At 45.9% G+C, this 21,491-nt stretch carries 20 protein-coding genes; all 20 read left to right on the top strand.

The window, feature by feature from the left end; translation table 11 throughout:
* Positions 1-5: 5 nt before the first annotated feature.
* Positions 6-740 (top strand): 5-oxoprolinase subunit PxpB, encoded by a 735-nt coding sequence (pxpB, locus tag IEV61_RS16820; protein WP_188418213.1) that lies wholly within the window; start codon positions 6-8, stop codon positions 738-740.
* Positions 740-1,723 carry a 5-oxoprolinase subunit C family protein gene (locus tag IEV61_RS16815; RefSeq protein WP_188418212.1) on the top strand — a complete coding sequence of 328 codons (984 nt, stop codon included), beginning with the start codon at positions 740-742 and terminating at the stop codon, positions 1,721-1,723. The genes pxpB and IEV61_RS16815 overlap by 1 nt, the downstream gene beginning before the upstream one ends.
* Positions 1,724-1,734: 11 nt before the next feature.
* Complete coding sequence (locus tag IEV61_RS16810; RefSeq protein ID WP_188418211.1) at positions 1,735-2,496, top strand: LamB/YcsF family protein; 762 nt, start codon at positions 1,735-1,737, stop codon at positions 2,494-2,496.
* The gene (locus IEV61_RS16805; RefSeq protein ID WP_188418210.1) at positions 2,493-3,674 is read left to right on the top strand and encodes an NRAMP family divalent metal transporter; all 1,182 of its coding nucleotides are present in this window, start codon (positions 2,493-2,495) and stop codon (positions 3,672-3,674) included. The genes IEV61_RS16810 and IEV61_RS16805 overlap by 4 nt, the downstream gene beginning before the upstream one ends.
* A gap of 15 nt (positions 3,675-3,689) precedes the next feature.
* Positions 3,690-6,266, top strand: a complete 2,577-nt coding sequence (locus tag IEV61_RS16800) for a M1 family metallopeptidase (protein ID WP_188418209.1) — start codon at positions 3,690-3,692, stop codon at positions 6,264-6,266.
* 249 nt (positions 6,267-6,515) lie between these two features.
* The gene (locus IEV61_RS16795; RefSeq protein WP_229747184.1) at positions 6,516-7,547 is read left to right on the top strand and encodes a family 43 glycosylhydrolase; all 1,032 of its coding nucleotides are present in this window, start codon (positions 6,516-6,518) and stop codon (positions 7,545-7,547) included.
* Between the two features lie 67 nt (positions 7,548-7,614).
* Positions 7,615-8,139 carry an OmpA family protein gene (locus IEV61_RS16790; protein WP_188418208.1) on the top strand — a complete coding sequence of 175 codons (525 nt, stop codon included), beginning with the start codon at positions 7,615-7,617 and terminating at the stop codon, positions 8,137-8,139.
* Between the two features lie 231 nt (positions 8,140-8,370).
* A complete protein-coding gene (locus tag IEV61_RS16785; protein WP_188418207.1) occupies positions 8,371-9,306 on the top strand; it encodes a ring-cleaving dioxygenase in 936 nt (311 codons plus the stop codon).
* A gap of 3 nt (positions 9,307-9,309) precedes the next feature.
* Positions 9,310-9,933: an alpha/beta hydrolase gene (locus IEV61_RS16780; RefSeq protein ID WP_188418206.1), complete on the top strand. Its 624-nt coding sequence runs from the start codon at positions 9,310-9,312 to the stop codon at positions 9,931-9,933.
* Positions 9,930-10,220, top strand: a complete 291-nt coding sequence (locus IEV61_RS16775; RefSeq protein WP_188418205.1) for a GNAT family N-acetyltransferase — start codon at positions 9,930-9,932, stop codon at positions 10,218-10,220. The genes IEV61_RS16780 and IEV61_RS16775 overlap by 4 nt, the downstream gene beginning before the upstream one ends.
* 282 nt (positions 10,221-10,502) lie before the next feature.
* Entirely contained in the window at positions 10,503-11,333 is an 831-nt protein-coding gene (locus IEV61_RS16770) for a type 1 glutamine amidotransferase domain-containing protein (protein WP_188418204.1), read from the top strand.
* Complete coding sequence (locus IEV61_RS16765; protein WP_188418203.1) at positions 11,323-13,044, top strand: thiamine pyrophosphate-binding protein; 1,722 nt, start codon at positions 11,323-11,325, stop codon at positions 13,042-13,044. The genes IEV61_RS16770 and IEV61_RS16765 overlap by 11 nt, the downstream gene beginning before the upstream one ends.
* Before the next feature lie 46 nt (positions 13,045-13,090).
* On the top strand, positions 13,091-14,647 hold the full coding sequence (locus IEV61_RS16760; protein ID WP_188418202.1) for a GMC family oxidoreductase: 1,557 nt from the start codon (positions 13,091-13,093) through the stop codon (positions 14,645-14,647).
* A gap of 2 nt (positions 14,648-14,649) precedes the next feature.
* Positions 14,650-15,075: a hypothetical protein gene (locus IEV61_RS16755; RefSeq protein ID WP_188418201.1), complete on the top strand. Its 426-nt coding sequence runs from the start codon at positions 14,650-14,652 to the stop codon at positions 15,073-15,075.
* Positions 15,076-15,144: 69 nt separating this feature from the next.
* Complete coding sequence (locus IEV61_RS16750; protein WP_188418200.1) at positions 15,145-15,537, top strand: nuclear transport factor 2 family protein; 393 nt, start codon at positions 15,145-15,147, stop codon at positions 15,535-15,537.
* Between the two features lie 78 nt (positions 15,538-15,615).
* A complete protein-coding gene (locus IEV61_RS16745; RefSeq protein WP_188418199.1) occupies positions 15,616-16,191 on the top strand; it encodes a DJ-1/PfpI family protein in 576 nt (191 codons plus the stop codon).
* 1 nt (position 16,192) lies between these two features.
* Positions 16,193-16,606 (top strand): VOC family protein, encoded by a 414-nt coding sequence (locus tag IEV61_RS16740; protein ID WP_188418198.1) that lies wholly within the window; start codon positions 16,193-16,195, stop codon positions 16,604-16,606.
* A 50-nt stretch (positions 16,607-16,656) separates the two neighbouring features.
* A complete protein-coding gene (locus IEV61_RS16735) occupies positions 16,657-18,492 on the top strand; it encodes an AGE family epimerase/isomerase (protein ID WP_188418197.1) in 1,836 nt (611 codons plus the stop codon).
* 525 nt (positions 18,493-19,017) lie between these two features.
* The gene (locus tag IEV61_RS16730) at positions 19,018-19,347 is read left to right on the top strand and encodes an STAS domain-containing protein (RefSeq protein ID WP_188418196.1); all 330 of its coding nucleotides are present in this window, start codon (positions 19,018-19,020) and stop codon (positions 19,345-19,347) included.
* Position 19,348: 1 nt separating this feature from the next.
* Positions 19,349-21,472, top strand: a complete 2,124-nt coding sequence (glgX, locus tag IEV61_RS16725) for a glycogen debranching protein GlgX (protein WP_188418195.1) — start codon at positions 19,349-19,351, stop codon at positions 21,470-21,472.
* Positions 21,473-21,491 lie beyond the last annotated feature (19 nt).

Below are 21,491 nucleotides of genomic sequence, written 5' to 3'. Positions count from 1 at the left end.
GGTGAATGCAAGCGCCAAATAATTTTCAAAGCAGTTTCACTGCTCATTACCTGAGCGAGTATGCGGTGACCTTGGAGTTTGGGGAAGAAATTAGCGAAGATCTATTGCAAAAAATCAGTCGGTTTAATACCGCTATTCATCAGTATCCATTCAGTGGTTTTCAAACTACCGTTCCAGGGTATGCAACCATCAGTGTATTTTTCGATCCGGTGCTGGTCATCAGATCAGGTTTACCGGGCCAAGACTGCTTTACCAAAGTTGCTGATTATTTAACTGGCCTCCAACAACGGGCAATTGATCAGGACGTTAAATCTGGAAGTCTGGTTACTATCCCGGTATGCTATGGAAACATCTACGGTCCCGATTTAGATGAAGTGGCCAGGGTTAACCAGTTGACAGCCCTGCAGGTAATAGAATTGCATAGCAGCGCTGTTTACAAAGTATTTATGATTGGCTTTGTGCCGGGCTTTGCTTACCTCGGCGGTATGAACAGCGCTTTAGCCAACCCACGAAAGCTGTCGCCCCGCCCCGCCATAGCTCCTGGCTCGGTAGGCATTGCGGGCAAACAAACAGGAGTTTATCCGCTGCAAACGCCCGGTGGCTGGCAAATTATAGGTCAAACCCCGTTAAAAATGTTCGCTGCCACCCGTGCACAACCCTCACTGCTAAGTGCTGGCGATGAGGTGGTGTTTAAGCCTATTTCGGCATCCGAATTTAAACAATACAACACCCGGGCTTAATGCAGATAAGAATCATGAACCCCGGATTATTGAGCACGGTGCAGGATATGGGCCGCAGGCAATACCTGTCGCAAGCTGTACCCGTTTCGGGCGCAATGGACATGGCGTCGGCCAGGATAGCCAACATAGCCGTTGGTAATGCAGGTGATGAGGCCGTTATTGAATTTACGTACGCCGCTGCGACTTTTACTGCCGAAACCAATATCCTGATTTCTTATGCAGGCGGTGGTGCCGTACTCAAAATTGATAACCACATCCTTTTAGCTAACCGACCTGTGTTTATACCTGCGGGTAACACTGTTCGATTGGTCAACGATTCTTCAGGCAGCCGTACTTACCTGGCCATAGCAGGCGGCTGGAATGTGCCGGTTGTGCTGGGTAGCCGCAGTACATGCTTAGTCGCCGCTTTAGGAGGATACCAGGGGAGGGCTTTACAAGTTGGCGATGTGCTGGATAGCCTGGATCAGTTGTCGCCCATTTCGAAGAAGATTTTTGATGCGTTGAAAGGTGAACAGATTAATCAACCTAAATGGACCATTGCACCGCTGCCTGGGACAGGTACAAAAACTATCCGCGTGGTGCCTGGTATGGAGTTTACCTGGTTTAATGCACCTTCTATTGTTAATTTTCTGTCTGCACCTTATCAGTTAAGTATGCGCAGTAATCGTATGGGGTATCATTTAGAGGGGCCGCTGATGCAGAGATACGCAGCCAAAGAACTACTTTCTACCGCTGTTGTGCCCGGCACCATACAAGTAACCGGCAATGGGGGACTGGTGCTCTTAATGGCCGATTGCCAAACCACGGGCGGTTACCCGCGCATAGCGCAAGTGGCTGCCGTTGATATGCCTTTGTGCGGGCAGCTAAAGCCTGGCGATGCCATCAATTTTAAAGAAATTAGCCGGCAGGAAGCCGAAATACTGTATCTTGAACAGGAACAATACCTGCATCAATTAACATATGCTGTACAAAGCAAATTTTAAGATAATACAACATGCAAACTATTGATTTGAATTGTGATATGGGCGAAGCCTTTGGCAATTACCCCATGCCCAATGATGACATACTTTTTGACCATATCACTTCGGCCAATATAGCTTGTGGTTTCCATGCAGGCGACCCTGGCGTAATGCAGTATACCGTAAGCATGGCTCTCAAGAAAGGAGTGGCCATCGGTGCGCATCCCGGCCTGCCCGATCTGCAGGGCTTTGGACGCCGCGAAATGAAGATATCGGCCAACGAAGCTTACCAGATTACCCTTTATCAAATTGGCGCTTTGTATAGTTTTGTAAGAGCAGCAGGAGGGAAGCTGCATCATGTAAAAGCACACGGGGCGCTCTACAATATGGCGGCTAAAGATGCAAGCCTGGCAAGAGCGATAGCTCAGGCTGTGCATGATTTTGATCCCGCTTTGATACTCTATGCATTGGCAGGCAGCGAAATGATAGCTGCCGCAAACAATTTGGGCCTCACAACAGCCTCCGAAGTTTTTGCCGATCGCACTTATCAAAACGACGGCTCACTTACCCCGCGCAGCCAAAGCAATGCTTTGATTACGGATGAGCAACAGTCTATACAACAAGTGTTAATGATGGTGAAGCAGCAACAAGTCACATCGGTTGATCAGGAAACCATCCCGCTTAAAGCCGAAACACTTTGCCTGCACGGCGATGGGACTCATGCTGTAGAATTTGCCCAAAAAATAAACCAACGCCTGAAACAGGAGGGTATAACCATTAAAGCGCCGGGTGCATGAAAACCAAGTTTAACTGGAGCGTACTCATAGGCGCAGCCTTCCTTATGGCATCATCGGCCATAGGTCCGGGTTTTTTAACGCAAACCGCTGTATTTACAGCGCAGTTGGGAGCCAGTTTTAGTTTCATCATTCTGCTGTCTATCATACTGGATGCTATTGCACAGCTCAACATATGGCGCATTATAGCCGTAGCTGATAAGCCTGCGCAAGACATTGCCAACCAGGTCTTTCCCGGCTTGGGCTACTTTATTTCCTTCCTGGTATTCTTAGGCGGCCTGGCCTTTAACATTGGCAACATTGCGGGGGCGGGTTTAGGCTTAAACGTTTTGTTTGGTGTAAGCGTTGGCCAGGGGGCTGTAATGAGTGCTATTGTGGCCATTGGCATTTTTGTTTACCGCGAGGCAGGTAAGGCCATGGATGTTTTTGCCAAATGTATGGGGATGCTCAAAATACTATTGGCACTGTATATTGCCTACATCAGCAACCCACCGCTGGCCGAGGCGGTTGTACGGTCGGTTAATCCAACCAAGTTTAGCTTTACAGCGGTGTTGACTATTGTAGGCGGTACAGTGGGCGGTTACATTACGTTTGCTGGCGCTCACCGCTTGCTGGATGCCCGCCAAACCGGCCAGGAAAACTTACCGGCTATAAACCGTGGTGCGTTGAGCGCCATTGGACTGGCTTCAATAATGCGGATACTTTTGTTCGTGGCGGCACTGGGCGTAATTTCGGCAGGAGGGAAATTAGACCCGGCAAACCCGGCAGCATCCGTGTTCAGACTGGCCAGTGGCGAATTAGGTTATAAACTATTTGGAGTGGTTATATGGGCTGCCGGCATATCATCTGTGGTTGGTTCGGCTTATACCTCGGTGTCTTTTATCAAGAGCTTCCACCCATTAATATTAAAGCTCAACCGGGAAATCATTATTGGTTTCATCATAGTAGCCTGCATCATCTTTCTAACCATTGGTAAACCGGTAAAAATATTGTTAACAGTAGGGGCTGTTAACGGCTTTATACTCCCTATAGCTTTGGGCGTTATGCTTATTGCAGCTTACCGCACCCGCATTGTGGGTATGTATAAACAGCCCTTATGGCTCACTGTGCTTGGCCTTATGGTGGTAGGTACCATGACCTGGATGAGTGCAGGAACTATCCTGCAAATGATGGGGCATTAATATATTATATTAAAAATGATCAACGTAAATACTTATATAAAATATCTGGTTATCTGCTTGGCATTGGGTTCTGAGGCTTCAGCGCAGCCTGCCGCTAAACCCGTTGAGGTGGAGCCCGGTGTTTCCCTGGCGCTGGCTACTTATCGCCATTCGGTCATCAGCAATTTAAACTATGTGCTCGAACTAACTGTTCCTGCTCAAAAATCGCAGCCCATTAATGGTAAGGAAAGTATCTCTTTCGAACTTGCTAAAACGAGCCAGCCCTTACAGTTGGATTTCAAGCAATCTGCCGATCATGTTAAACGCCTGGTGGTAAATGGGCAGGAAGTAGCCATTCAACTTCAGGAAGAACACCTTGTTATTCCGGCTAAATATCTTCATCAAGGTAAAAATGAGTTAGCCATCATATTTGTTGCGGGCGATCAGTCGCTCAACCGGAATGACGATTACCTGTATGCGCTCTTCGTGCCCGACCATGCCCGCACAGCATTTCCATGTTTTGATCAGCCCGATCTGAAAGCTCGGTTCAAACTCACCATGCAGGTGCCCACAGGCTGGCGGGTGCTGGCCAACGGAACCAAGCGCGATTCTACTACAAATGGCGACCGCACCACTTTTCATTTCGAAAATTCAGATAAGCTAAGTACTTACCTGTTTTCATTTACGGCCGGTAAATATCATGTGGTTAAAAAAATGGTAGGCAACCGGCCGGCAGAATTCCTGTACCGCGAAACCGATGCCGCCAAGATCAGGCTGAGTACTGATTCTGTATTTATAGCCCATCAAAATGCCATTGGCTTTTTAGAGCAATGGACCGGCATTAAATTTCCTTTTCAAAAGGTTGGTTTCGTTGCCATTCCTGATTTTCAGTTCGGCGGCATGGAGCATCCGGGCGTGGTGCAATATAAAGCTTCAAGTTTGTTTTTAGATGACGGGGCCACCAAGGAAGAATTCATTAGCCGGGCCAATTTGATATCGCACGAAACGGCGCATATGTGGTTTGGCGATATGGTGACCATGGAGTGGTTTAACGATGTATGGATGAAAGAGGTGTTTGCCAACTTTATGGCCGACAAGGTGACCGAGAAAATGATGGGCAGTGAAACCTTCGATTTGAAATTTTTGCAGGACCATTACCCGGCCGCTTACGGTGTTGACCGTACGCAGGGCGCTAACCCCATACGCCAGCAACTGGATAATTTGCAGGAAGCAGGTTCTATGTACGGCAACATTATTTACCACAAAGCACCCATCATGATGCGGCAGCTGGAACTGCTGATGGGAAAAGAAAACTTCAGGCAGGGTATTCAGGAGTATCTGAAAAAATACGCCTACAACAATGCCACCTGGAACGACCTGATAGCCATACTAAGCAAGCACACTAAATTTAATTTATATGACTGGAACAAGGTGTGGGTAAACCAGCCCGGAAGGCCGCAGTTTGATTACAACATTACCTACACCGGTAATAAGATTAGCCGTTTAACCCTTACCCAAAAGCCCGAGAACGGCGCTATGCGCATTTGGCCGCAGGTATTCAGTATAACACTGGCCTATGCCGATCATGTGAAGACCATAGTTGTAGATATGGATAAAGCTTCGGTGGAGTTGAAAGATGCTGCGGGTCTTGTTAAGCCTGCGTATATCTTATTCAACGCTAATGGTATGGGCTACGGTTTGTTTCCTACAGATAATGGTATCATTGGCAATTTGTACAACATTCAAAGTCCGCTGCAGCGGGCATCAGCTTATATTGCGGCTTACGAAAATATGTTGGCGGGCCGTTATTTCAAACCTGCAGAACTGCTCACCCTGCTTACCGATGGCTTAACCCGCGAAAAGGATGAAATGAACCTGCGGCTTATTACCGGCTACATATCCAGCATTTATTGGGGATTTACGCTGCCTGCTGTTCGTCAAAGCATGGCGGCATCGCTCGAGCAAACATTATGGAATGCCATGCAGCAGCAAACGCAGGTCAATCAAAAAAAGATCCTGTTTAAAACCTACCAGGATATTTACCTTACACCCGCGGCACAAAGCAATATATACCGCATTTGGCAGCAGCAGCAACCACCAGCAGGCGTTAAGCTTTCTGAAGATGAATACACCTCGCTGGCGCTTACCATTGCCCTTAAAAGTGATACCGCAACTGCTGTATTAAAACAGCAGCAGTTGCGCATCACCAATACCGATCGTAAAAAACGTTTAGACTTTTTAATGCCGGCCTTATCATTAAACGAGCAGGAGAGGGACAGCTTTTTCAACAGCCTGCACGAGCGCAGCAACCGGCAAAAAGAGGCTTGGGTAACCACGGCTTTATCGTACCTGCATCACCCTTTACGGCAAAAAACTTCTGTTAAATATTTGCCCGAAAGCATGAATATGCTCGAAGAGATCCAAAAAACGGGTGACATATTTTTTCCGCAGGCATGGACGGGTAGTATTTTAGGGCGCTACCAAAGCCACGAGGCCGCCCAAATGGTCGAAGACTTTGTTAAAGCTCACCCTAATTACAATTCCAAGCTCATGGGCAAGTTGCTGCAATCGGCAGATAATGTTTTCAGGGCCGATGAGCTGTTAAATAAGTAGCACTCTTTTAAATACGATGAATGCAAAGCAGCCTCGCATTCATCGCTCAGCGCCATGGCTTTGTAAAATGCTGATTAAATATTATTTTGCAATGCAGTCCGCAGTTAGAAGAAATTTAAAGGTGTAATCTTAAACTATATAAGGAGTTGCCGCTCATGAATCCATGTACTCTTTTTAATTTGTTTAGCAAGAGTTTATACAGCAGTATTATGCGGGCTGTCACAGTATCAAAATCTTATCTTTGATGCTATGATTTATGATCTTACCTATTTGAGGTTTGTTGTGTTAGTTTTCGGCGCTTTAATGATGAGCAATGGCAGCCACGCGCAAACACTACCTACCGATATCTCGGTTCACGATCCGGTGATGATCAAACAAGATTCCGTTTACCATTTGTACTGTACCGGCAGGGGCATAGCCAGCTGGAGTTCTACCGATATGCAACACTGGAAAGCAGAACAACCCGTTTTTGCCACACCGCCGCAATGGGCCGTGGAGGCGGTGCCCGGTTTTAAGGGACACATATGGGCACCCGACATCTCTTACTATAACGGACAATACTATATATATTATTCTGTATCGGCATTTGGCAAAAACACTTCCTGCATTGGCGTAGCTACCAATAAAACGCTCAACACCGCCAGTCCCGATTATTTATGGACAGATCATGGCAAGCTCATTCAATCCATCCCCGGCAAAACCAACTGGAATGCTATTGACCCTAACTTGGTGGTTAATAAAGATGGTACGCCTTACCTTACTTTCGGCTCGTTTTGGGGAGGCCTTAAAATAGTGAAGTTAAATAAAGATCGCATTAGCCTGGCGCAAAGCCTCGAACATATTCCTACCATAGCCAGCCGGGTAGTTAAAGCTTCGGTAGATAACTCTAAAGCAATAGATATTAACCCGGTTGATGCCGGCGGTAATGCTATTGAGGCGCCGTTCATTTTTAAAAAGGGCAGCTACTATTACCTTTTCTTTTCTGCCGATTACTGCTGTAAGGGGCCTAAAAGCACCTATAAAATGATGGTAGGCCGTGCTAAAAGTCTTTTGGGTCCATACGTAGATAAGCAGGGTGAACCCTTAGCACAAGGCGGGGGCAATATATTACTCGCAGGCGATGAAAACTGGTACGGCGTAGGGCATAATGCAGTGTGCACCTTCAACGGTACCAATTACCTCATCTTCCACGGCTATGACGCAGCCGATAAGGGTATCTCTAAACTCCGCATTACAAAACTCAGATGGGAAAAGGGTTGGCCGGTTGCACAGGTTAAATAAATGTAAATATTACCCTTGGCTTAGGTATTTTTCATGATGTTTTTTATGTTAGCAAAAATTACATCTTATGAAACTCACCAAAGTTCATGTATTAGTTGCTGCGGCCGTATTGTCATTATCGGTCGAAGCCTGTAAAACAAAGAAGATAGCAACAAAGCCTGCACCGCCAGCTCAACCAACGCAACCAGCACCTCCACCGGCCAGGCCTGCACCTGCGGCTCCACCCAAAGAGGAGCCTGCGCCAACACCACCAAAGCCCGATTTTAACTTCAAGAATATCCAGTTCGAGTTTAATTCGGCTGTATTAAAAACCGGCTCTTATGAAATTTTGGACAAGGCAGCCGCAGAGATCAAAAAAGACCCTTCGGCCAGGTTTGTGATCAACGGCCATTCGTCGGCCGAAGGCACAGCCGCACATAACCTATCGCTCTCAGAAGACCGGGCAAATTCAGTAAAGTCTTACCTGGTAAATGCAGGGGTAAACGGCGCAAATTTGGTTGTTAAAGGATATGGTGAAAGTATGCCGCTTACCACCAATACGTCTGAAGAAAGCCGCGCCTTAAATCGCCGGGTAGAGATAAAGCTAAATTAAGCACCCATTTGCTCAACTTTTATTGAAGCCATGTTGCAGCTTGATTGTGACATGGCTTCTTTTTTGCCTTCTCTATGTTCAACATTGAAAAGATGAAGAAATATGAAGTTTTATAAAGAAAAATGAGCATTTGATGAAGTTCTGTGATTTCTTAATCTACCTTAAGTGTAAACCCTCTGTAGATGCCGACATTTGAATCATCAAAACAAAACAGATTTAAAAATCATCATCATGGAACATACAGTAAACGGCATCCACCACATTACAGCTATTGCAGGTAACGCAAAACGCAATTTTGATTTCTACACCAAGGTATTAGGTTTACGCCTTGTAAAGAAGACCGTCAACTTCGACGATCCGCAAACCTACCACTTATACTATGGTGATAAGGAAGGTACACCGGGCACTATTCTTACCTTCTTCCCCTGGGAAAACATACAAACCGGCCGTCGTGGCGCACGCCAGGCAACCGAAATTGGTTACTCAGTACCCGAAAATAGCTTCGATTTTTGGTTGAAACGCTTTGAAGATCACAACGTGACGTATAATAAAGTTGCCGAAAAATTTGGTCAGCCTTATTTAACTTTCCTTGATCCTGATGGGTTGAAGCTGGAACTAATCGCCTCTAAAACCCCGGATACCCGCTTGCCTTGGGAAACCGACGAAGTGAAGGCCGAGAATGCCACCAAAGGTTTCTACAACGTAACCATCACCACCAACAAAATGCAGCCCACTGCCGATATTTTGACCGGTGTATTTGGCTACCGTTTGTTAGAGCAACACGTTAATCGCTACCGCTTTATTACTGATACTGTGGAAAATGCGGCTATTATTGATCTGGTTGAAGTAGCAGGCGAAGTTGCCGGTCATGTAGCCGGAGGTTCGGTTCACCATGTGGCTTTTAGAGTTAAAAATGAGGAAGCATTGATGTTTTACCGTGAAAAAATAGCCAACTTAGGCTTACATATCACCGATAAAATAGACCGTAACTATTTCTATTCTTTATACTTCCGCGAACCGGGTGGCGTGTTGTTCGAATTAGCTACCGATAACCCCGGTTTTAGCGTAGACGAACCTGTAGAAAGCTTAGGCGAACATTTAAAGCTGCCTGCACAGTATGAAGAACACCGAGCCAGTTTAGAAACTACCTTGCCTAAATTAGTATAATTTATGTACACGCACAGCAATCAATATAAAACAGCCGGTGCCCCGGCAGCTACGGCTAAAGGGGCATTGGTTATGCTGCACGGCAGGGGAGGCACAGCTTCCAACATCCTGTCGCTTGCACGCGAACTTAACGTGGCCAGCTTTGCACTTTACGCACCACAAGCCACCAATGATAGCTGGTATCCATACAGCTTCATGGCGCCCGATGAGCAAAATGAGCCCGCATTAGATTCTGCCTTACAAGTAATAGGCGACCTTGTGCAACAGATTGTAAAAGATGGTATTCCCGAAGAAAAGATTTTTTTCATGGGTTTTTCGCAAGGAGCCTGTTTAACGTTGGAATACATTGCCCGGAACGCCCGGCGATTTGGAGGTGCCATAGCTTTTACTGGCGGACTTGTTGGCGAACAGCTTAACTTAGCAAACTACACCGGTAACTTTGACGGTACGCCCATATTGATAACTACCGGCAACCCTGATCCACATGTGCCACTGAGCCGTGTTGAGGAAAGTGTTACGATTTTACAGCAGCATAAAGCCAGCGTTACCCTAAAAGTTTACCCTGGCAGGCCACACACTATAACGCAGGACGAGATTGATTTGGCCAACACCCTCATCTTAATATGAACAATTACGAAGATATGGCCCTGATTAACAATGAGGAGATTCACAACTTTGAGCTAACTGTTGACGGACACAGGGCATTTATAGATTATAAGCAAAAAGGCAACAAGGTTTACCTTATCCATACCGAAGTACCTTCCGAACTCAAAGGCAAAGGCGTAGCAGAAGCCATTGTGGAAAAAACGTTTCAATATCTCGAGGAACGCGATCTCAAATTGATACCGTTGTGCACTTATGTAGGCATCTATTTGAAGCGTCATCCCGAGTGGAACCGATTGCTGGTTGGTTAAGTGATTCATGAAAACCTGTTAACGTTAGTTAGCGGGTTTTTTACTTTTACGAATATATTTTAGGAATTTACCTGAATAATTACCTTGGTTATTGTTTATTTATTTTTAAAAGATAATGAAATTTAATTTAAATGATATTTTAGTGATGGCGGCCAAGTGTTTAGTTAATGTTTACATCTGAATAAACGTTATTCACATACATATTGCTGTAGTTCAAAAATTTATTAAGGGTGAACATTAAAGTTGGTTTATATTTAAAGAACTAATTATCACCTGCAAATTATGCCTGCTAAAAAAGTATTAGCGATATTATCTGAATATGGCTATTGGGGAATTGAACTGGTTGGGCCGCTCGAAAAACTGGAGCAAAGCGGCTATGAAGTCCATTTCATGACGCCTCATGGTAAAACTGCGCAAGCTTTACCGCCAAGTTACGATACGACCTATGTAGATCCACCTCTTGGCATATGCGTAACCACGCCCGAAGCTGCCGAAAAGGTAAAAGCTTTTGAAGCAACGGGTAAGTTAGCTAATTGCCTTAACATGGCCGATTACATCCCCGAACGTCCGTATCACAGCGCCACTAACTTTTTGCGTGAACTGGAAAACTACTACGTCAAAGTAAAAGAAAGTCATAAAGCGCTGACCGACACCTACGATGCTGTACTTATAGTGGGCGGCAGCGGTCCCATTGTCGACTTGGTAAATAACCAGCGCGTTCATGAAATCATTTTAGGTTTCTACCGTGCCGGTAAACCGGTATCTGCTATTTGTTATGGGGTTGCCGCACTGGTTTTTGCCCGCGATTTTAACGAAAGAGATAGCATCATTAAAGGTAAGCATGTTACCGGTCATTGTATTGAATATGATTACCACGATGGCACCGGCTTTATGGGTACCGATTTTAATATTGGCCCGCCGCCCTATGTGCTCGAGTACATTTTAGCCGATGCTGTTGGTACGGAAGGTCAGTTTCATGGTAATTTTGGTAAGGAGACATCGGTTATAGTCGATTACCCTTTTATAACTGCACGCTCGCTGCAGTGTTCTTTTGAGTTTGGTGAACAGATAGTAAACGTGCTGGACAACAACCTTAAAAGATATGGCTGGTAAAACCGGTAATCAAAAAATTATTGAGCAGTTCCTGGCCGATGGCATGAGCCACATGTTCGGTAACCCCGGCACAGTTGAACAGGGTTTCCTGGATGCTGTGGCCGATTACCCGGAGATGAAGTACATCCTTACGCTACAAGAAAGCATTGCCGTACTTATGGCCGATGGTTATGCCCGTGCTACCCAAAAGCCAACTTTAGTACAGCTGCACAGCTCACCGGGTATAGGCAATGCCGTTGGGGCCCTTTACCAGGCTAAACGGGGGCATGCTCCGCTGGTGGTGATCGGGTCTGATGCAGGTACAGAGTACATGAACATGGATGCCCAAATGGCTAACGATTTAGTGGCTATGATGGCTCCGGTTACCAAGTACTCCACCATGGTCATGTCGTCAAAGTCGTTATTGCGTACCTTACGGCGGGCTATCAAAATAGCCGGTACGGCACCTATGGGGCCTGTTTATGTATGCTTGCCCATGAATGTGCTCGATGAAATTAATGAAGAGGAAGTATTCCCCACCTTAATTCCTTCAACCCGCACACTGCCAACTCCTGAAGTAATTGTAGAAGTTGCCGATCAGCTAATTGCTGCGCAAAATCCTGTAATTTTTATTGGTGATGGTGTAGCCTACTCAAATGCCACCGAAGAATTGACCAAACTTGCTGAAGTTATTGGTGCAGAAGTATATGGTGTTAATTTTGGTGATTTCATTATGGATTATTCCCATCCTTTATATCAAGGCAATACAGGCCACATGTTTGGCAGTTACAGTTCTCCAATTACCCGTAAAGCCGATGTAAATCTCATTATAGGGACATATATGATGCCCGAAGTGTTCCCAGAACTGGGTGATATATTTGCACCCAATGCTTCGGTTATTCATTTCGATCTAAACGCTTATGAAATAGCTAAGAACCACCGGGTAGACATTGGAATTGTAAGCGATCCCAAACTATCTTTACAAGCTATTATCGCCGAATTACAATCCAGATTATCATCCGGACAAAAAGAAATAATAGCCGAACGTATCAAGAGTATTGGCGAAGCTAAAAACACCCGTACCCAATCTGAGTTAGATGTTGATATCAAAGCACAAGGCAATCACCCGTTGCAAATGGCACAATTTGCCAGTGTGCTTGCACAACAGCTACCTGAAAATAGCATTGTTTTTGATGAAGCTTTAACTTCATCTCCCGCTGTTACACGTTACATACCACCCACAAAACCTGGACATTATTTTGTAACCCGCGGAGGATCTTTAGGTATTGGTTTTCCCGGAGCAATGGGCGTAAAGCTGCTCAATCCGCAAAACACCGTCATCGGTTTTTCGGGAGATGGTGGTTGCATGTATACTATACAAGCCCTTTGGACAGCCGTAAGGCATAAAATAGGAGCCAAGTTTGTGGTTTGCAACAATGGGTCATACAAATTGCTGCAACTCAATATCAACAATTACTGGAAAGAGCGAGATATATCTGACCGTCAGCACCCATTATCATTCGATCTTTCGTTCCCTGCAATACGCTTCGATCTGTTGGCCCAATCAATGGGTGTTGATGCCGTAAGGGTAGCGCATGAATCAGAAATTTTGCCGGCTATTCAAAAAATGCTGGCCGATGATAAGCCATTCTTAATAGATCTCGTTATTCAGGGCGATCATCAATCTGCACAAGTAGAGCAGGCATGTGCGTATTCACAACTTAAATCATGATAACTCAATATAAGATACATTTAAATGATCAATTGCCTTTTATGCTATGTTAAGCGATCTTTCATACTATAATTACATCATAATTGGTGCCGGTGCCAGCGGCTGTGTGCTGGCTAATCGCCTGAGTGCCGATGCTTCGGCCAGCGTACTTTTGCTGGAAGCTGGCGGTGAAGACAAGCATCCGGATATTGCCGACATAGGAGGCTTTGTCCGCCTTTGGGGCACAGGGGCCGACTGGAATTTGAAAACCACCCCCCAGCCAGGTATGACTAACCGCAGTATAACGCTTAACCAGGGCAAGGTATTAGGGGGCAGTTCATCCATTAATGCCATGATGTATGTGCGTGGTAATGCCGCAAATTTTGATGAATGGAGTACTTTAGGTGCCAAAGGCTGGAGTTATAAAGAAGTATTGCCGTACTTTAAACAAATTGAAGATTACACTGGCGGCGATACCAGTTATCACGGCAAAGGTGGTGAAATAAGCCTGAGCGATTGCCCTGATGATATCATGCGGAGTCCGGAATTTTTGCTGGCTGCGCAACAAGCAGGTTATAACGAGCCGCATTTTGATTACAACGGCGCCAAACAAACCAATAGTGCCGGTTACCTGCAATTTCATATAGATGCCAAGCAAAAACGTGAAAGCGGTGCGACCGCCTTTTTGCACCCGGTTATCCACCGGTCGAACTTAACGGTGCTTACTAAAGCGCAGGTTAAAAGAATCTTGATAGAAAACAATGTTGCTGTAGGCGTAGAGTATGTAATTGATAACTTCACTTATACCGCATTTGCGGTTAACGAAGTCATATTAAGTGCAGGTGCACTGGCATCTCCCAAAATACTGATGCTCTCCGGTATTGGCCCGGAGGCACATCTCGACCATATGGATATTGATGTGGTGGCAGATATCCCTGGAGTAGGCAAAAATTTGCAAGACCATGTGCAGGTGCCGCTCATATACCAAACCAAAAAACAAGCTGAAAATGCAACACTACTTACTGGTAATGTGCTGTTTGTGAAAACCACCTTTACCGATTATGCACCCGATGTGCAGATCAACTTTACTCCTGGCATACCGACTCCATTAGTGCCGTTACTGCCAAAATTTGAAGTGCCGGTATGTATTTTCCTGGCTATTTTGGTGCAACCTCTTAGCCGTGGCGAAGTACGCCTGGCATCTGCCAACTATGCCGAAGCGCCTGAGATAAACCCAAATTACCTGCACGAACCTGCCGATGTAGAGGCACTTGCCGAAGCAGTAGAAATCATCAGGAATATCACTACCCAACCGGCCTTTAACACGATGAATGTAAGCGAAGTAGTGCCGGGAAAAACACCTGTTTCTGATTACATAAGAGAGCAAAGCACTACCATATGGCACCCGGCTGGTACCTGCAAAATGGGCACGGATGCCAGTGCTGTAGTTGATGAACGCCTGCGCGTTCACGGCATTAAAAACCTGCGTGTGGCCGATGCCTCAATAATGCCAGTGATAACCAGCGGAAATACAGTTGCCACTTGCTTTATGATAGGTGAAAAGGCCGCCGCCATGATTATGGAAGATCATAAAATCAAACAAGAAATCTATATAAACTCCTGATAATGTTTACAGAAGAATCGATTAAAAGCCTTGTGGTCAATTGGTATAAAAAACTGGATGTACATGCGCCCATGGTTGAAGTATTGCCCATGCTGGCCGATGAGGAATTGGAAATGGTTTTCCCAGAAGTAACTATTTACAAGCATGCCGGTTTTGAAGGCTGGTTTCAGCGGGTGATCAGGATCTTTTTTGATGAGGTGCATACCGTTAAACTGGCCGAGCCGGTTATTATCGGTAACACAGCAACCGTTAAAGTCATTGTGCAATGGGAGGCCAGTGTTTGGAATGCTCCGGAGGCGTTTAGCAAGCGTATTAATGCCGATGCTTACCAAACCTGGGAAATGAAGGCTAACGAAGCTGGTAACCCAATCATTACCAAATATGTAGTGGATGGTTTAAAATATCATGAGGGTTCGGCAATGCTTTGATTTTAAGCTTTAACAAACCTTATCAATCCTCATTAAACTTTAAAAAACTTCATAAATCCGCATAAAACCATGCAAAATGTACCCGACACTAAATTAGGCCAAATGTACCGCGATCATATCCGGTTTATAATCGATAAAAACATTGAAGCTTTGTTGAACCAATATACCGATGATGCCATCCTGATCAGCAGTTTTATGAAAACGCCGAAGGTTTACAAAGGCCGCGACCAGATCAGGGAGCACATGCAGGGCATCCTCGGAATTGACGGATTGGAGACTGGCATTGTTTTCTGGTCGGAAACCGAGGAGCCCGAAACATTGATGATCACCGAGCAAATTACCATGACCACTAAAGAAGGGCAAAGCCACATGCGTTTTGCCGATAGCTGGGTATTACAGGGTGACAAGATCACCATCCACTTTGCAGGAATGGTGCAGCACCCGGATGGATCGCTGGCGTAAACTCCTCCTAAATCCTCCCCAAAGGGGAGGACTTGAAATGCACTCAAAATGACAATGCATATTTAATTAACAGTAACTATGAAACTAACCGGCAAAAAAATAGGGGTCCTCTTTGAAAGTGACTTTTTTGAGAACGAGATATTCTATTACAAGTACCGTTTCCCAGAAGAAGGCGCCGAACTGCATTTTTTAACCCGCCTTTGGGGGCAGGATAAGCTTACCTTTTACGGTCACGAATACAAAGCTCCTATGGATTGCTGGGAAAGCTTCGAGAACATGACCGATGAGGAACTGGCCTCTTATGATGCCATCATTGTGCCTTCGGGCATGGTGGCCGACAGGCTTAGGTATACCGAGGACGTGGAGAAGATGCCGCCGGCAACCGAGTTTTTGAAACGTGCTTTTGCCAATCCTAAAATATCGAAAGGTATTATTTGCCATGGTTTATGGCTTACCGCACCGGCAACCGAACTGGTTAAGGGCCGGCCGCTTACCTGCCACAACAACCTCATTGGCGATGCCCGTGCCTACGGGGCCCAGTATGTTAACGAAGACGTGGTGGTAGACAATGATCTGGTTACAGGCCGCTCGGGCGGACACGCGCATTTATTTGCCAAAAAAATCATCGAATTACTATCAGCACCCCAAAGCTAACATGATAATTGCAACCGTATTTCACCTGGCTTTCACTGTAGAAAACCTGGCAGCTTTCGAAGCTTTTTATACTAAGCATTTTGGCTTTAGCAGGGCACGTACCATTCCCCTGGGCGAGGGTAAAGAACTGGTTTTTTTAAAAAATGCCGGCGGTTTTTACTTTGAGGTGTTCCCGGCCGATTTTCCGAGGCCCGCACCTGCCGAAGATGGCGACGGACCGCACTATCAGGGGATGCGTCACCTGGCTTTCAGCGTAGATGATGTGGATGCCAAACTTGCCGAAATGGGTGCTGATGCTGTGATAACCCTTGGCCCGCTAACGTTCGATGCCTTTATTCCCGGATGGAAAACTGCCTGGATAAAAGACCCGGAGAACAACATAATTGAACTTACGCAGGGGTACAAAGACGAATAAGGTAACGCAATCAGCATCTACAAAAACTAACCGATTTAAATTATTACAAAATGGATATCAACTTCACCTTTTCAGACACCATTGCCGGTTATGTGACCGATTTTAGCTTACGCGAACAGGCATTTACCATCAAAACGTCCGACGAGCGCGAATTTCTTATCCACCTCATGCCCAATACTTACGCGCGTTTTGCGCGCAATTTGGGCGAACCTTACCAGGATGCCACCGGGCAAATTAACCACCTGCTGGCATTGCCAAGGCAAATGGTGTTTGCTTACGGCACTTTTTACCCGGGTAACGGTAATAATTTATTTAAGGCGCAGTGGCTGGTTTTTCCGGGTAAAGGGCCGGGCAACTACCGTCATGAAGAACCTGATTGGTGGATCAATCAAATTTCCTCCATTGGTCACAGTTATTTGAAGTGGCAGTTTAATCACCCTGAAGAACCTATAGATTATCATCAATACCGCACATTTTTGCATTTGGGTGGTAATAAACATGGCGATTATTTGCAGGAGACAGATACCATATCACGCCTGGTTTACGGTTTTGCATCGGCCTACCTGCTCATCGGCAAAGACGAGTTTTTAGAAGCGGCCGAAGAAGGTACCAATTATCTGCGCGACCATATGCGTTTCCTCGATCAAGATGAGGATATTGTATACTGGTACCACGGCATTAAAGTAGATGGTGCCAAGGAAACCAAATTACTTACCTCCGAGTTTGGCGATGATTACGACTCGCTGCCCATGTATGAGCAAATTTACGCCCTGGCTGGTCCAACGCAAACTATGCGCATCACGGGCGATACCCGCATCATGTCAGACATTGATAAAACGCTGTCCTTGTTCGAGCGTTTTTATAAAGACCCCGAGCAGGAGGGATATTTTTCGCACATAGACCCAATCATGCTAAGCGCACATGAAGATTCTTTAGGGGCTAACAAAGCGCGTAAAAACTGGAACTCAGTGGGCGACCATGCGCCGGCCTACCTCATAAACCTTTACCTGGCCACGGGTGATCCTAAACATGCCGAGTTTTTAGAATATACATTTGATACCATTACCCGCTATTTCCCCGATTACCTGAACAGTCCGTTTGTGCAAGAAAAGTTTTTTGCCGACTGGAGTAAAGATCAGGTATGGGGATGGCAGCAAAACCGTGCCGTAGTAGGGCACAACCTCAAAATTGCCTGGAACTTAATGCGCATGCAATCGCTCAAACCTAAGGTAGAGTATTTGGATTTTGCCCGTAAAATTGCCGAAGAAATGCCCAAGGTAGGCTGCGACCGCCAGCGCGGCGGCTGGTACGATGTGGTAGACCGCACCCTCAAACCCGATGGAGAACACCATGAGTTTTCGTTCCATGACCGTAAAGCCTGGTGGCAGCAGGAGCAGGCTATCTTAGCCTATCTCATTATGAACGGCATCTTAAAAGATGATGAATATCTGCGTTTCTCGCGCGAGGTGGCCTCTTTTTACAGTGCTTTTTTCCTGGATACGGATGATGGTGGCGTTTATTTTAATACATTAGCTAACGGATTGCCATACTTGGTTGGTAATGAAAGATTTAAGGGTAGCCACTCCATGAGCGGTTACCATAGTATGGAGTTATGCTATCTATCGGCCACGTACATTAACCTGCTCATTAAGAAAGAGCCCATGTTTATGTATTTTAAGCCCTACCCAAACTCCTTTAAAGATAACATTTTGCGTGTTTCGCCAGATATATTGCCGGAGGGCAGCATTTACATAGAAGCTTGCTTTATTGATGATGAACCCTATACTGATTTTAATGCCGATGGCCTGTATGTAAACCTGCCACCGATAGGTAAGCAAGTGAGGGTTAAGGTGAAGTTATCGCCAAAGACATGGCTGGATAAGTAAATAACAAATACGTCATTGCGAGGTACGAAGCAATCTCTGCGAAGAATGGTCGCACGTTTACCTGTCGTGCAGCGATTGCTTCGTGCCTCGCAATGACGAAACGTGAAAAATAGGAAGTATTGAAATTGTCATGCTGAGCTTGTCGAAGCATTCGCCGCTTTGCTGAGTCTTCGACAAGCTCAGACTGACATGATTATTAGAAAGGTCAAGTACATAAATTGTCATGCTGAGCCTGTCGAAGCATACGCCGACCCACCTTGCGCTCGTTTACAACGAGTGCTTAAAATAGGTTTGCGTCTGTGACGCATCGAAGCGATACAATCGCTAACCCATGTTAAGCACTCATCATAGATGAGCGCAAGAGAGACACGTAGAAAGGGAAAATAATAGAACCTGTCATCTCGAACGATAGTGAGAGATCCTGTTCAAAGCGTGAGGTTTACAATAAGCATGGCTAAACAGGATTTCTCGGTAGCACTCGAAATGATAAAGAATAATTAAGTAAGAACTCAATTGAGTTAAACTATGAAAGTAACAGTAAAACAAGTTGATACAAATATCATTGCTGCTGTAGAAGGAAGCATTGATAGCAAAACCGCACCCGACTTGCAGCAAAGTATACTGCCCGTAATCAGCAATACGCATAAGGTGATTTTAGATTTAACTGAAGTGACTTTTGTATCCAGCGCGGGCTTGCGTGTGCTGCTGATGGTGTACCGCCAGTTAAAAGCCAGGGACGGTAAGGTGGTGTTGGTTGGCGTGTCTGAAGAAATAAGGGATGTGATGTTCATGACCGGCTTTATAGCCTTTTTTGACATTTGCCCCTCGGTAGAAGAAGCTTTAAGCAGTAAATAGCATGGCCGAATACGATCTGCGGATAGATTATTATCCAACGCATGAGTATCAGGACATCAAGTTCAGGCGTGGGCATGTGCTCCCGTTTGGCGCCACTATGGTGCCCAACGGCGTTAACTTTTCGGTGTATTCCAGCGCTTCCACTTCGTGTTCGTTAGTATTGTTCGAAAGGGGCGAGGATGAACCCTTTGCCGAGATCCCTTTCCCCGAGGAGTTTCGTATTGGTAACGTGTACTGCATGATCGTGTTCGACCTTGATTTTGAGCGTTTGGAATATGGCTACCGCATGGATGGGCCATACGATCCGGCCAACGGATATAGGTTCGATAAAACCAAAATCCTGTCAGACCCATACGCCAAAGCCATTGGTGGCCGCGATACTTGGATGGCACCGCCAAACTGGGATGATATTTATCCGTTTCGCTCCCGTTTAGTTTTCGAGGATTTTGACTGGGAAGACGACCGCCCGCTGCAGATTCCTATCGAAGATCTCATCATTTATGAGATGCACGTGCGCAGCTTTACCATGCACCCATCCTCCAGGGCTAAGTACAAGGGTACCTTTGCCGGCATCCGCGAAAAAATACCCTACCTAAAAGAATTAGGCGTAAACTGTGTGGAACTGATGCCCATTTACGAATTTGACGAGTGGGAACACAGCAAGCTACACCCCGATACCGGCGAACAACTGGTGAACTATTGGGGTTATAGCACGCTCAATTTCTTTTCGCCCAAGGCAGGGTATGCTGCCAGCGGTAAGTTTGGTATGCAGGTAGATGAGTTGAAAACGCTTATTAAACACCTGCACGAGCACGATATTGAAGTGTTTTTAGATGTGGTGTTCAACCACACCGCAGAGGGCGACCATCGCGGGCCTACTATTTCGTTCAAGGGCATCGATAATAAAACATATTACATGCTTACGCCCGAGGGTTACTATTTTAACTTTTCGGGTACGGGTAATACGCTTAACTGTAATAACCCGGTAGTACGTAATATGGTGCTGGATTGCCTGCGTTACTGGGCTGCCGAGTATCATATAGATGGTTTCAGGTTCGATCTGGCCGCTATTTTAGGTAGGGCGCCCGATGGTAGTCCGTTAAACAACCCACCTTTGCTGGAATCATTAGCGTTCGACCCGGTGCTGGCCAATTGTAAATTAATAGCCGAGGCTTGGGATGCCGGTGGTTTGTACCAGGTTGGTAACTTTCCGGCTTATGGCCGCTGGGCCGAATGGAACGGCAAATACCGCGATCACCTCCGTAAATACCTCAAAGGCGAACCGGGTTTAGTGGGCGACCTGGCGCAAGCAATACAGGGTTCGCCCTGGTTATACCCCACCCGCGGCACTACGGCCGGTGTTAACTTTATTACCTGCCACGATGGTTTTACCCTGTACGATTTGTTTGCCTATAACCAAAAACATAACGACGCCAACGGCGAAAACGGTAACGATGGTGGTAACGATAACGAAAGCTGGAACTGTGGCTGTGAGGGCGAAACCGATAATGCCGCTGTTAACGCTTTAAGGCAACGCCAGGTCAAAAATGCGCTCACGCTATTACTGGTAAGCCAGGGAGTGCCCATGATTTGCATGGGTGATGAAATGGGCCGTACACAGCAGGGTAACAATAATACATATTGCCATGATAACGAACTCAACTGGCTCAACTGGGATTTGATAGAAAAGAACGCAGGCTTGTTTGCCTATGCTAAACACATGATAGCTTTCCGTAAGGCACACCCGGCATTACGTAACCGCGATCATTTTACTTATACCGACCCTAAGCAAACCGGTTACGCCGATATCACATTTCACGGAGTTAAACCCTTTGAATGCGATTACTCGGCCGGGAGCAGGGTATTTGCCTGGATGCTGAACGGAAACTATGCTAAAAACGGCACCACTACCGACGATTATATTTATATTGCTACCAATATGTATTACGAGGGTATAAACCTCCAGCTACCTACATTGCCGCAGGGCAGGTCTTGGTATGTTTCGGCCAACACAGGTATAATTGATGGTAATTGCTGTTTTGCTACAGGTGTAGAGCCATTGGTGACTAATATAGAGCAGTTTACGTTAGGTCCTCACTCGGTCATTGTACTCTTGGGGCGATAATTACCAGAACTTTAAATAC

The organism is Mucilaginibacter galii, assembly GCF_014635825.1.
GTDB classification, from domain to species: Bacteria; Bacteroidota; Bacteroidia; order Sphingobacteriales; family Sphingobacteriaceae; genus Mucilaginibacter; species Mucilaginibacter galii.
The sequence above is the reverse complement of the archived record's forward strand: the minus strand, read 5'-3'. Positions and strand labels throughout refer to the sequence as shown.